This is a genomic window from Thermococcus gorgonarius (genome assembly GCF_002214385.1).
GTDB lineage: Archaea > Methanobacteriota_B > Thermococci > Thermococcales > Thermococcaceae > Thermococcus > Thermococcus gorgonarius.
The window spans coordinates 196,743-209,840 of the sequence record NZ_CP014855.1 but is presented as its reverse complement, the minus strand read 5'-3'; the positions used below and the strand labels follow the sequence as shown (position 1 = coordinate 209,840).

The following is a 13,098-nucleotide window of genomic DNA, read 5'->3' as shown; positions in this document are numbered from 1 at the left end:
AAGCGAGAAAACAAAGTCAGAAGGCCTTCTTAATGTGGTCCATCAGAGCCCACATGCTTCCAAATTCCAATTCTTCCCCTCCAATGTGGAGTTCAACGTATCCATCTGGCCTGAAACGTAGTCCAAAGTCGTAGCCCTCTTTCTTCAACTTATGGAGAAAGACCTCCTTTGGTTTCGGTGGAAGGTAGCTGGTCATCATGTCGTTCATTATCTCAACGTCAATTCCAAGGGCTTCCGAGAGGCGCGGGAAGAAGAGTACTGCCGGGGTGTTCATGGCATCAACAAGGACTTTCATCTCGAGGTTCATGTGGTACTTCTTGAGAAGTTCGTTCATGAAATCGTCGAGAGCGTTGGGATAATAAACCGTCGCGCCGATATCACTTGGATGGGCCTCAATAAAACTCCTGGTCTGGAGTATCGTTTCGATTTCCTCAACGTCGAGGCCGCTGACCTCAACTCTTACCCCGTTGTAGTAGTAGACGTACGCCAGGGGGAGGCCCTTTTTGTGAGCGAAGTCCTTGAGAGCAATGAGAGGGATCAACCTGACGTCCATTATGGTTGATCCAGTACTGACGATTCCAACGACCATGGCTCTCTTACCGTACCTTGAGAGAGCCCTTCCGTCCCTTCCCACTATGGTTGTCCCATGGGCAACCGTACCCACTGCACGCCCCAACAGCGCCAGCTCTTCTGGCTTGAACTTTTCTGAATGGTACAGTTCCATGCTATCACCTCCATGTATCACCAGGAGTGTTATTCTTTTTCAAGCTTTCCCTTAATATACACGCCGCCCTCATGATAAACTTTGTGGTTCGATGGACTTAAATATTCCGTACAGTACTTAGTGTTTCTGACAAACTATTTAATACATTCTCCCAAGGATTTCAGGAGGCGATATCATGGAACCCCTTGAGAGGCTTGAAAAGCTCCTCGATAAAGAGCAGTTCGAGAAGATAAAGGCAATAGACAGCCCTGAACTTCATGCTTTTCTGGCGGACTGGATTGAGTGGCTTGAGCCGGATAAGGTCTTCGTCTGTACAGACAGCGAAGAGGACGAGCAGTACGTCCGCTGGAAGGCCCTCTACTACGGCGAGGAGAAGATGCTCGAAACCCCGAACCACACCGTCCACTACGACAACTACTACGACCAGGCGAGGGACAAGGCAAACACAGCAATCCTCCTGCCGGGCGGAAAGAAGCTCCCCTATATAAACACCAAGGATCGGGACGAAGGCCTGAAAGAGATACGCGAGCTCATGAGGGGCGTTATGAAGGGCAAGGAGCTCTTCATCTGCTTCTTCGTCCTCGGACCTAAAAACTCGATCTTCACGATTCCGGCCGTCCAGCTCACCGATTCCGCTTACGTTGCCCACTCTGAGTTCATTCTCTACAGGAAAGGCTACGAGGAGTTTAAAAGGCTTGGAAGACAGGCCAAGTTCTTCCGCTTCGTTCACTCGGCTGGAGAGCTGGACGAGAGGAAGACGAGCAAGAACCTCGACAAGAGGAGAATTTACATTGACCTCGAGGACGAGACCGTCTACTCAGTCAACACCCAGTACGGCGGGAACACGATAGGCCTCAAGAAGCTCGCCTTCAGGCTGACCATCAAGAGGGCCGTCGAGGAGGGGTGGCTCAGCGAGCACATGTTCCTGATGAGAGTGAACGGCCCGCACGGCAGGAAGACCTACTTCACAGGAGCATACCCGAGCATGTGTGGGAAGACATCGACGGCCATGATTCCGTGGGAGAACATAGTCGGCGACGACCTAACGTTCATCCTGCCGGTCAACGGAGTTGCCAGGGGAGCGAACGTCGAGAAGGGTGTTTTCGGCATCATCCAGGGCGTAAACCCCGAAGACGATCCGATAATATGGCAGGTTCTCCACTCGCCGGTCGAGATAATCTTCTCGAACGTTTTGGTGAAGGATGGAAAGCCCTACTGGAACGACATGGGCGTCCCGATCCCCGACGAGGGCGAAAACCACAGCGGAAAGTGGTGGCGCGGAAAGAAAGATAAAGAGGGCAACGAGATACCGCCGAGCCACAAGAACGCGCGCTTCACCGTTTCGCTTGAACACTTCCCCAACGCAGATTTAGAAGCCCTTGAGAACCCGTGCGGTGTCGAAATTGGCGGCATGATATTCGGTGGCAGGGACGCGGACACCTGGCCACCGGTGAGAGAAGCCTTCGACTGGGAGCACGGTGTCATAACCATGGGTGCCTCTCTTGAGAGCGAGACAACGGCGGCAACGCTCGGCAAGGAAGGAGTTAGGGCCTTTAATCCAATGGCCATCCTCGACTTCATGAGCGTCCACCTCGGCGACTACCTCAGGAACTACCTTGAGTTCGGCAGAAAGCTCAGGAAATCGCCGAAAATCTTTGCCGTCAACTACTTCCTCCGCGATGAAAAGGGCAACTGGCTCAACCACAAGCTCGACAAGGCGGTCTGGCTCAAGTGGATGGAGCTGAGGGTTCACGGCGACGTCGATGCAATAGAGACCCCGATAGGCTACATACCGAAGTACGAGGACTTAAAGAGGCTCTTCAAGGAGGTCCTGAACAAAGAATACACGAGAGAGGCCTACGAGAGGCAGTTCACGATAAGGGTTCCGGAGCTTCTGGCAAAGATAGACCGCATCGAAGAGATCTACAGGAAGCTCGATAACGTACCAGAAGAGCTGTTCCAGGTTCTCGAAGAGGAGAGGAAACGCCTGCTTGAGGCCAGGGAAAAGTACGGCGACTACATAAGTCCCTTCATTTTTGAGGGCGCCTGATTCCCTTCTGTTTTCTTCACTTTCGTCACCTGCCGAGGGACAGACTTTTTAAGGTCGGAATCAATCTGGTATCACCGACGATGATATAAGGTGGTTGCCATGACAGATAGTCCAGGAACGGTTGAAGATCTAATAAGGGAGAAGCTTCCTTATCCCCTGGGCGATCTCGTTGATGTGGCGTATAATTACTGGTGGAGCTGGAACAGACGTGCCACCAAGCTCTGGGAGTACATAGACCCGGAGCACTGGCGCGAGTACAAGAATCCGGTCAAACTCCTTCTGGACACACCCGAAGAGAGGTTCAGAGAACTCCTTAAGGACGACGACTTCATGAACCTCTATGAGCTCGTTATGGACCAGTTCACGGCATACATGAATCCGAGATCAACGTGGTTCTCGACCAACTACCCCAAATGGGACAAGCCGATAGTCTACCTCTGTATGGAATATGGAATAAGCAAGAGTCTCCCGATCTACTCCGGTGGCCTCGGAATCCTCGCCGGAGACCACGTCAAGACCGCCAGCGACCTGGGCCTTCCGTTCATAGCGATAGGCCTCCTTTACAAGCACGGCTACTTTAGGCAGGAGATAGACGAGAACGGGAGGCAGAGGGAGATATTCCCCGAATACAGGCCGGAAGAAATGCCCATAAAACCCGTTCTGGGCAAGGATGGAAAACCTCTCCTCATTGAAGTTCCAATTGAGGACAGGATCGTCTATGCGAGAGCCTTCGAGGTTAACGTCGGTAGGGTCAAGCTCTACCTCCTCGACACGGACGTTTCCGAGAACAGCCCAGAGGACAGAACGGTCTGCGACTACCTCTACAACGCCGAGATGGACAAGAGAATAAAACAGGAAATCCTCCTCGGAATTGGTGGGATGAGACTCTTGAAGGCTCTAGGCATCGAACCTGGCGTCGTCCACCTCAACGAGGGGCATCCCGCCTTTGCCAACATCCAGAGAATTGCCTGGTACATGGAAGAAGGGCTAACCTTCACGGAAGCTTTGAGCATCGTCAGGGGAACTACCATTTTCACAACCCACACGCCGGTCCCTGCAGGCCACGACAGGTTTCCTATTGAAGAGGTGAGAAAGAGGCTTTCAAAATTCCTTGAGGGGAGAGACGAGCTCCTCGAACTCGGCCGCGAGGGTGACCACCTCAACATGACACTGCTTGCAATAAGGACTTCAAGCTACGTCAACGGTGTCAGCAAGCTCCACGCAGAGGTAAGCAAGCGCATGTGGCAGAACCTCTGGCCAGGGGTTCCTCTCGACGAGATCCCAATAGAAGGCATAACCAACGGAGTCCACACCATGACCTGGGTCCACAACGAGATGAGGAAGCTCTTTGACAGGTACATAGGCCGGGTCTGGCGTGAGCACACGAACCTTGAGGGTGTCTGGTACGCCGTCGAGAGAATTCCCGATGAAGAACTATGGGAGGCTCACCTCGAAGCCAAGAGACAGTTCATAGAGCTCCTCAGGAGAAAGGTAATGGAGAGAAACAAGAGACTTGGAATTGATGATCCAATACCAGCGATAGACGAGAACGCCCTCATAATAGGCTTTGCCAGACGCTTTGCCACGTACAAGAGGGCAACACTCATCCTGAACGACCTTGAGAGGCTGAAGAAGATCCTCAACAACCCGGAGAGACCAGTGTACATAGTCTTCGGTGGAAAGGCCCATCCGCGCGACGAAGCTGGAAAGGAGTTCCTGAGGAGAGTGTACGAGGTCAGCCAGATGCCCGAGTTCAGGGGCAAGATATTCGTCCTCGAGAACTACGACATGGGAAGCGCGAGGCTTATGGTAGCTGGAGTTGATGTTTGGCTAAACAACCCGCGCAGACCGCTTGAAGCCAGCGGGACGAGCGGCATGAAGGCCGGCCTTAACGGTGTCCTCAACGCAAGCATCTACGACGGCTGGTGGGTCGAGGGCTACAACGGCAAGAACGGCTGGGTTATTGGAGAGGAAACCACCGAGCCTGAGACCGAGGAAGATGATGCAAAGGACGCCGAGTCCCTTTACAGACTCCTTGAGGAGGAGGTCATCCCGACTTACTACGAGAACAAGAGCCGCTGGATTTACATGATGAAGGAGAGCATAAAGAGCATAGCCCCGCGCTTCAGCACCCACAGGATGGTCAAGGAGTATATGGACAAGTTCTACTCAAAGGCCATGAGCAACTACATCTGGCTCACGAGGGATAACTACAGTGGGGCAAAGGAGATTGCCGCATGGAAGGACCGCGTCACCTCAGCGTGGCCGAATGTTGAAATTAGGGAGGCCAGCGTTAATAACGGCAAGCTTGAGGTCAGGGTTTACTTGGACGGCCTTAGACCCGAAGACGTGAGGGTGGAGCTCTACTACGGTGTTCGCGCCAAGGGGTATGAGATAGAGAAACCCCACATAGTCGAGCTCAGACATCCTCAGGAAATTGGAGAAGGCGAGTGGCTCTACGTTTACGAGGGCAACGCTCTCAGGCATCTTGGCGATCCCTGCTGGCACTACGCGGTAAGAATTCACCCCCACCACGAAAAGCTCCCACACAAGTTCCTCCTCGGACTTGTAAAGTGGATTGGCCTCGATTGAGGTTTTTAATCTCCCATTCTTTTTATGATGGTCCTGAAGGGGTACCATTTAGGCCTGTTTCTATGGATCTTGCTGAAATACGGCATTAAATGACTTGCAGTTCAAGTAATGCGCTGCTCCTCTTACCGGTTCTTGCCATAAACGCGACTGAGATTATTATGGTGGCCCAAGTACTACTTTACTAACTTCCATCAAGTTACCGAAATGGCACTCAAAGCGGTTCTATGCCCCAGCATTCCTGGCTTTGATAGTGGCACCCGTCGGCTCCCGAGGAGGCCGGAGCTTTTTTCTATTTTCCAGAATAAAAATTAAAGTGGAAACGATTACTTGTGGGCGAATATCGCCCTGACTTTTCCGTCTTTTACCTCATCTATTCTCACAAAGCCAAAGCGCTCGAACTGAACAATCTCGTCAACCTTAACGTCTGCATCCTCCTCGAGGAGGCCCTGCCTTATTATCAGCTCCTCGCCCTCCGGAACCCAGACCTCGCAGGGCTTGCCCTCGGTTACCCAGTGAACCATCCTCCAGCGGTTTTCCCTGGCTATCTCGTACTCAACACTGTGGAACTTAGCTTTGATGCCGTTCTCGTTGGCTTCAACTATCTCAACGTTGAAGAGGTCCTTCAGGCGGACGAAGTTGCCTGGCGTGAACAGCTCAATGTCGTCCTTGGAAACGTACACCGGCTTGCCTGGCTCAAACTTCAGCTTTCTCGTTCCCCTCTCCGGGTGGTCTGGATGGAGAGGTATTTCGGCGACGAACTCCTTGTCATAGCCCTCAATGTACATCGGAACAGGATCAGCGACGAAGAAGTAGCGGTTGGCTATCGGCTCGACTATCTTCCTGTTTATGGCCGCCAGGTTGTCCCAGCTCACCGTCGTATCGCTCCTCTTGAGGCCGACCTCTATAATGAGCTCCCTAATGGCCTCAGGCTGGATTCCGCGCCTCCTAAGTGCCCTGATGGTTCCAAGCCTCGGGTCGTCCCAGCCGAAGTACTTACCTTCCTCAATGCCCTTTCTCGTCTTGGACTTGCTGAGGATAACTCCCTCAATGCTCAGCCTTCCGTGGTGTACCGTTACCGGGTATTCCCAGCCCAAGTACTCGTAAACGTACCTCTGCCTTGTCTCGTTCTCAGCATGCTCCTGCCCGCGGAAGATGTGGGTAACTCCAAGCTCGTGGTCGTCTATGGCCGATGCGAAGTTGTATAGCGGCCAGACGCGGTACTTGTTGCCCGTCCTTGGGTGGTTTGGGTTGTCTATGATTCTTAAAGCCGGCCAGTCCCTTACGGCGGGGTTCGGGTGCTTGAGGTCGGTCTTTATCCTGACTACCGCTTCGCCCTCCTTGTACTCACCGTTGAGCATCTTCCTCCAGCGCTCCAGCTGAACCTCCACAGACTCGTCCCTGTGCGGGCAGGCAATCCCCTCGTCCCTAAGCTCGCGGAACTTCTCGGGCGGGCAGGTGCAGACGTAGGCCTTGCCCATCTTGATCAGCTTCTCGGCGTAGTCATAGTAGATTTCAAGCCTGTCGCTTGCTATGTGGATTTCGTCAATCTTAAAGCCAAGCCACTCCAAGTCTTCCTTAATCCACTCATAAAAGATGGGCTCGGGCCTCTTGACCTTCGGATCCGTGTCGTCGAAGCGGAGGATGAACTTGCCGTCGTACATGCGGGCATACTCGTGGCTTAGAATAGCCGCCCTCGCGTTTCCGAGATGGAAGGCACCGTCGGGGTTAGGGGCAAAGCGCGTGACGACTTTTCCCCTCTCAGCCTTGGGGAGTGGTGGAAGGCCCTTCTTCTCTTCCTTCTTCTCCTTCTTCTCCTCAAAGAACTCGGGATAAAGCTCCTTTAGCTTTCCCTCCTGCTCCTCGATGCTCATGGCGTTAACTTTCTCAACTATCTGATTAACGAGGGGGATTATCTCCTTGGCCTTTGGTCTTAGCTCGGGGTTCTCACCGAGAACCTTTCCGATAACGGCTTTCGGGTTTGCCTTTCCCTTGTGGGTGTAAGCGTTAACCAGAGCGTACTTCCAGATTAGCGTCTCAACTTCCATTTTCACCACCGGGAAGAGAAGAAAAGGAGGAGTTATAAAGTTAGCCCAAATCACTCGGCAAAAGTGATTATCTTCAGGTCTATTGGCCTTCTGACCACGTTGGCCTTTCTAGCCCCGATCAAGTACTTGACGCCCTTCTCGCTGACGATGTCTATAAGCCTCTGGGTGATTATACCATTGAATATCACGGCGTAAACGTTGTCCCTGTTGCTTATCGTCGTCAGCAAGTCCCTGACGGGGATCTCCGCTATGACGTTCTTGTTTTTGTCGAGCAGAACGGCGGTCTGTTCCTTCTTAACTCTCTCTATGAAGTCCGCAAACTCCTCCAGCTCGGGGGCCTTCTTTGGCTGCTGCTGGATGGGTTTGATTATCCTGGCCTCCTCCGCCTTAATCCCAGCCTTTTCTTTTGGTTCTTCTCCTGTTTTTTCATTGAATTGGGCTTCCGCCTTCGGTTTCTTCTCAACCTTCACCTCAGGCGGGACCTCGGGTCTTTCCGCGGGCTTTATCTGTGAGGTCTTTTCCCTCTCCTTAACGATGTCGTAGAAGCTCTTTCCCTTGTAAAACATCTCGGTTATGACCTGTTCTGCAGGCACCTTGCTCCTAAGGGCTTTCACTATCTCCTTCTTGGTGAGCTCTTCAACTTCCTTCCCCTCCGGTGCCCTGGCAACGTAGTCCACATCGGCAACCTGGAGGAGCTCCTTAAGTATAAGCTCCCCACCGCGGTCGCCGTCGGTGAAGGCTGTGACGATTCTCTCCTTGCTGAGTTTAATTATCGTCTCTGGGATTGAGGTCCCTTCAACGGCTATCGCGTTCTTTATGCCGTGCTTGAGAAGGTTGAGAACGTCTGCCCTGCCCTCCACGACTATGATAGAGTCTGAGAAGGGCACGTGAGGTCCAGCGGGGAGCTTCTCGGGGCCATACTCTATGAGCTCCTTGGCACGGACAGCCTTTTTAACTTCCTCCGTGAGCTCCTGCGTTTCGGGGATCTCTTCCTCCATGAGGGTCTCAAGTATCTCTTTGGCCCTCTCTATGATGTACTTTCTCTTGGTCGCCCTTACATCCTCGATGCGGAGGACCTTTATGTGGGCCTCTGCCGGACCAACGCGGTCTATAGTCTCCAGTGCAGCGGCCAAAATAGCGGTTTCAACTCTGTCAAGGCTAGATGGAACCGTTATCGTTCCGTAGGTTTTTCCGGCCTTTGTGTGGACCTCAACTCTGATCCTTCCAATCCTTCCGGTCTTCTGAAGCTCCCTAAGATCGAGATCGTCCCCGAGAAGACCTTCAGTTTGGCCAAAAATGGCACCGACGACGTCGGGCCTTTCAACAACGCCGTTTGCCTCAAACTCAGCGTAGATTATATATTTAGTCGTCCCAAATTCATCTTTGGCTGACATGTTATCACCCCTTATCTTTTCTGCCTTTCTCTTTTCGGACAAAATCTGATGAAGGACGTGCTTCTTCCTCTTCATTGAAACCCCTCCAAATGGGGGCCAGAAACGGAGAGGTACAGCCCATAGAGATCCTCAATGCCTTTTATATCCTTTTTAAGGATTTTCCTGAGTTCTCTGCGGGTCTCTGCATCGACTCTGCAGGGATAACCCTCCAGGTACCAGAGGAGCTTTTTGGCAAGCTCCTCGCCCTTTTTGTCGAAGTCTGTAAGGATCATGACCTCATGATACCGGGATGCGATGAGCGCTATTTCAGCGAGCGGTAAGCGTGACAGCCTTATTATCTCCGCTCTGACCCCCAAATTCCTCAGAGCTACCTCGTCTCGCGGGCCTTCAACTATGATGGCCCCCTCAAACTCTCGCAGTTTGTCTATAAGCTCCAGGAACCTTTTATAGTTTTCGGCGTACATTTCGCCGTCGTTCTGATGACAACAAAATGTGGTTATAAGTTTATTGGCGGGTACTCAAAGCTTGTACCTGAATCCAAAAACCGGCCAAGAAAGATAGTTGCTTTTCTTTCCATAATACAGGGCCAGGAATGCCCCGATAAACGGTAGAATCATGAGTGCTCCCGATTTCCAGCCGGTTGCATTGGTTTCTACACCTATTATCAAGGCCACCACAAAGCCCGCCAGAAAACCTATGAAAAAGTAGAAGATCATCCCGGCCCACCTTGGGTTTGATGCCGAGAGCAGAAGCAGCGCTGAGAAGGGGATCGAAAACATAAGGCCCGAGGTATTCCATACAAGGTACGAGAAAGCTATAAACAGAGCCGCCGAGATCATCAGGAGGAGCCACTTTTTCTCCATATTCTCACCGGTTTAATCTCTGTAAAAAAACATATAAAACTTTTTCGTTAGCAGGCGTTCCTTACCGGAACCGTGTGGCTCATGGGCTCCTCGTAGAACTCCTCCATTAGCCTCTGGAGCTTTCTGGAGAGCTCTATCTGAACCCCCCAGGAGCCCTCTATTTTACCTTTTGCCGCCATTCTACCCAAGAACTTCTTCATCTCGTCGCTCAAGGGGGTTGGCTTGCACCTCGCCCATGGTGTTCCCGGAAGGGGCATGAAGTAGTGGGCGCGAACCTTTCCACCCTCCCTCATAATCCACTTCATAAGCTCGATGCTCTTCCTCTGGCTTTCAACGCTCTCGTTGGGCAGGCCGACTATGAAATCCACAACAGGCTCGAAGCCGTACTCTATCATGTATTCTACAGCCCGTTTAACGTGTTCGACTTTGTGAAGCCTGTGCATTGCTTTGAGCATTGCATCATCTCCGCTCTGGGCGCCGATGGCTAGTTTTCTGTTGTCAGCGTAGTCAATGAGGAGTTCCAAGGTCTCGGGCAGGACGAATTCCGGTCTTACCTCACTTGGGAAGGTGCCGTAGAAAAGCCGTCTGCCCTCCTTCCTCAGCGGCTGAAGCGCCTTTAGGAGGGCCTCAAGCTTGTTCAGCTTCAGTATCGCACCAGGGGAACCATAGGCAAAAGCGTTTGGGGTGATGTAGCGCATGTCCTTCATTCTGCGTGAGTATTTCACTATCTGGTCTATTGGTCTGTGCCTCATACGGAACCCCTTAATATAAGGAGTCTGACAGTAGTAGCAGCCGAAGGGACAGCCCCGGGTAATCTCTATCGGTGAGATAAGCCCCACGGATTCGGGATAAGGTGGAAAGCGCCAGAAGTCCTCAACCTTTGTAAAGCCGGTGAAAACAAACTCGCCGTTGAGGTAGAATGCGAGGCCCTTAATGTCCAGCAGGTCTTTAGTTCTTCTGTAGCCGGTTCTCCTGAGCGTTGTGAGAAGCTGAAATAGAACTTCTTCACCCTCGCCAATGACTGCAATATCAAAACCGAGCTGGTTTAGCGTATGCTTTGGCATAGCTATGGCATGATAACCGCCGGCAACCAGCAGAGAACCTTGCTCCTTTAGGAGTTTGACTTCCCTCGGAAGGGAACCCCATATCTCCTCTGTGAAGAATGAGTAGAGGACAACCTTTGGTCGCGCCTTTAGAATCTCGTTAAAATCCTTGGTTATGAGAAGCTCGCTTAGATCAAATCCCTGACTTTCCAAAGCTCCAAGGAGGTGGACAAAGGCGTTGTGATTTCTCTTGGTCATCCTAACGGCTATCTCGGGCATGGTCTGATGCCCGAGAAGGAACTTAAAACGGTAACGGTTCAGAAATGGAAGAGAAAAGCCAAAAGACTTCAAGCCTTGATGGCGAGCTTGATGTCCTCGGCCTTAACGGTCTTCCTGCCAGCGTGCCTGGCAAACTCGGTAGCCTTCTTACCGATCTCTATGGCGTACTCCTCGAGGTACTCGGCGAGAACCTTGGCGGCCTCCTCACTGACCCTCTCGGCACCGGCCTTCCTTATAAGCCTGTCAATTGGGGCAATCGGCAACTCAGCCATTCCCAACACCTCCTTAAAGGGCTTTTCGTTATTTTCTAACGAATTGGAGATATATAAAGCTTTCGGTAATTGGAGGGTTTGGACGGGAGATATCGCCGTAAACCTCTCCAAAAAAGAATTCCTGCCCAAAATATCAAAACTCAATAGTCAGTTTTGAGACAGCAGAAAAGATGTTCCCCTGATCGACGACCGGGGAGTAGAACCTTTGAAAGTCCACAATTCTAGAAGCCTCTCAATAGCAATTTTACAGAAGGAGAATCAACACGATACTGGTGCGGGGGCGGGGATTTGAACCCCGGAACCCCTGCGGGACGGGACCCTCAATCCCGCGCCTTTGACCAGGCTCGGCAACCCCCGCGTTGCCCAATTATAGGGCTCAGAGTGTATTTATAAAGTTTTCCCTCAGCAGACGAACCGAACAACCAAAAGATTTATAAATCAACTTCCCGTCTATGCTTTCGGGTTGCGGGCCGGTAGCTTAGCCTGGTTAGAGCGGCGGACTCTTAATCCGCAGGTCGGGGGTTCGAATCCCCCCCGGCCCGCCAGATCGCGTTTCTTCTCGACGCGTTCCGTTTGAGAAGGAATGCGTTTGAAAAAGCATAAGGAGTTTAGGAAAATGAGTTTTGAAAAATTAGGTTTATCCGAGGCCACGTTAGTGGCGGTTAGGAAAAAAGGTTTTAGCAAACCAACGGACATTCAAAGGGAAGTTATACCCCTTCTGATGTCCGGGAAGAGGGATTTAATAGGCCAATCCCAGACTGGAACCGGAAAAACTGCCGCCTTTGCCCTCCCCATAATCGAGACCGTTGATCCAAAAGTTAAATCCGTTCAGGCAATGATAATCACGCCTACCAGAGAACTTGCCCTCCAAGTCGCGGATGAAATCAAAAGTCTCCGGGGAGAGAAGAGGATTTACGTTTATGCTATTTATGGAGGCCAGCCAATAGGGCCACAGATAAAGGCCCTCAGCAAAGGAGTTCACGTCATCGTCGGCACTCCAGGGAGAATACTTGACCATATAAGACGCGGTACTCTTAAACTGGACGATGTGAAGTTTTTTGTCCTTGACGAGGCGGACAGAATGCTCGATATGGGCTTTCAGGAGGACATCGAAGCCATCTTCAAAGAACTACCCGAAGAAAAGAAAACGCTCATGTTCTCGGCCACTATGCCGATGGACGTTCTTCTTCTAGCCAAGAAATACATGAAGGATCCGGAGATAGTCATAGTAAGCAGAGATGAGCTTGTTCCAGGGGAAGTTGAGCAGGAATACGTGGAAGTACCCAGGGGAAGAAAGTACAGAGTACTGAAGGAAATTCTTAAGGAAGATTTCTACGGGATAATCTTCTGCCAGACCAAGAGAGAAACCAGGGAACTTGAAAGCAGACTGAGGGGAGATGGTTATCAAGCAGAGGCCCTTAACGGGGACATGAGCCAAGCGGCCAGAGAAAGGACGTTTAGAAGGTTCAAAGAGGGAAGAACCAAGATACTGGTCGCTACTGACGTTGCCGCCAGAGGTCTAGACGTAACTGGAATCACCCACGTTATTAACTACTCCATTCCAATGAACTCAGAACAGTATATCCACAGGATAGGACGAACTGGAAGAATGGGGAAAAAAGGCAAAGCAGTAACCCTTCTCCAGCCAGGAGAATTTAGAAGATTCAGATACATAGCCAAACAGGCAGGAGTAGAGGTCAGGAAGTCAAAGATAAGCACAGATTTAATCCCATCCTACAGAGACCCGTTCAGGAACGAAGAGCTTGAAAGAGAGTACCGACAAAGGTGGGGAAGAAAAAAGAATCATAGAAGACAAAGCTCTTTTTGATCTCTTTT

The 13,098-nt window shown here is 51.4% G+C and carries 10 protein-coding genes and 2 tRNA genes; 4 read left to right on the top strand and 8 right to left on the bottom strand.

The genetic code is table 11. The annotated features are described in order from the left end of the window. Positions 1-16: 16 nt before the first annotated feature. A complete protein-coding gene (locus A3K92_RS01225) occupies positions 17-724 on the bottom strand; it encodes a phosphohexomutase domain-containing protein (protein WP_088884541.1) in 708 nt (235 codons plus the stop codon). 175 nt (positions 725-899) lie between these two features. Here A3K92_RS01225 and A3K92_RS01220 point away from each other — a divergent pair, with 175 nt between their 5' ends. Both A3K92_RS01220 and malP read left to right on the top strand, forming a co-directional pair. Next, positions 900-2,774, top strand: coding sequence for a phosphoenolpyruvate carboxykinase (GTP) (locus tag A3K92_RS01220; protein ID WP_088884540.1), 1,875 nt, complete (start codon positions 900-902; stop codon positions 2,772-2,774). 99 nt (positions 2,775-2,873) lie between these two features. After that, positions 2,874-5,366, top strand: a complete 2,493-nt coding sequence (gene malP, locus A3K92_RS01215) for a maltodextrin phosphorylase (protein WP_088884539.1) — start codon at positions 2,874-2,876, stop codon at positions 5,364-5,366. Positions 5,367-5,689: 323 nt separating this feature from the next. Here the strand turns inward: malP and A3K92_RS01210 are convergent, their stop codons facing one another. The 7 genes from A3K92_RS01210 to A3K92_RS01180 form a co-directional block, all read right to left on the bottom strand. Then, positions 5,690-7,411 (bottom strand): glutamate--tRNA ligase, encoded by a 1,722-nt coding sequence (locus A3K92_RS01210; RefSeq protein ID WP_088884538.1) that lies wholly within the window; start codon positions 7,409-7,411, stop codon positions 5,690-5,692. Between the two features lie 50 nt (positions 7,412-7,461). Continuing rightward, on the bottom strand, positions 7,462-8,880 hold the full coding sequence (dnaG, locus tag A3K92_RS01205) for a DNA primase DnaG (protein WP_088884537.1): 1,419 nt from the start codon (positions 8,878-8,880) through the stop codon (positions 7,462-7,464). Next, on the bottom strand, positions 8,877-9,269 hold the full coding sequence (locus tag A3K92_RS01200) for a toprim domain-containing protein (protein WP_088884536.1): 393 nt from the start codon (positions 9,267-9,269) through the stop codon (positions 8,877-8,879). The genes dnaG and A3K92_RS01200 overlap by 4 nt, the downstream gene beginning before the upstream one ends. 54 nt (positions 9,270-9,323) lie before the next feature. Then, on the bottom strand, positions 9,324-9,668 hold the full coding sequence (locus A3K92_RS01195) for a hypothetical protein (protein WP_088884535.1): 345 nt from the start codon (positions 9,666-9,668) through the stop codon (positions 9,324-9,326). A 47-nt stretch (positions 9,669-9,715) separates the two neighbouring features. Beyond that, positions 9,716-10,990: a TIGR04013 family B12-binding domain/radical SAM domain-containing protein gene (locus tag A3K92_RS01190; protein WP_088884534.1), complete on the bottom strand. Its 1,275-nt coding sequence runs from the start codon at positions 10,988-10,990 to the stop codon at positions 9,716-9,718. Positions 10,991-11,058: 68 nt separating this feature from the next. Further along, complete coding sequence (gene hpkA / locus A3K92_RS01185; protein ID WP_088884533.1) at positions 11,059-11,262, bottom strand: archaeal histone HpkA; 204 nt, start codon at positions 11,260-11,262, stop codon at positions 11,059-11,061. Positions 11,263-11,532: 270 nt separating this feature from the next. Next, positions 11,533-11,620: transfer RNA gene (locus tag A3K92_RS01180), tRNA-Leu, on the bottom strand. Positions 11,621-11,729: 109 nt separating this feature from the next. On the opposite strand from A3K92_RS01180, the gene A3K92_RS01175 reads away from it, so the two are divergent. Together A3K92_RS01175 and A3K92_RS01170 are read left to right on the top strand one after the other, a co-directional pair. Further along, positions 11,730-11,807, top strand: a tRNA-Lys gene (locus A3K92_RS01175). Positions 11,808-11,878: 71 nt separating this feature from the next. Then, positions 11,879-13,090: a DEAD/DEAH box helicase gene (locus A3K92_RS01170; protein ID WP_088884532.1), complete on the top strand. Its 1,212-nt coding sequence runs from the start codon at positions 11,879-11,881 to the stop codon at positions 13,088-13,090. Positions 13,091-13,098 lie beyond the last annotated feature (8 nt).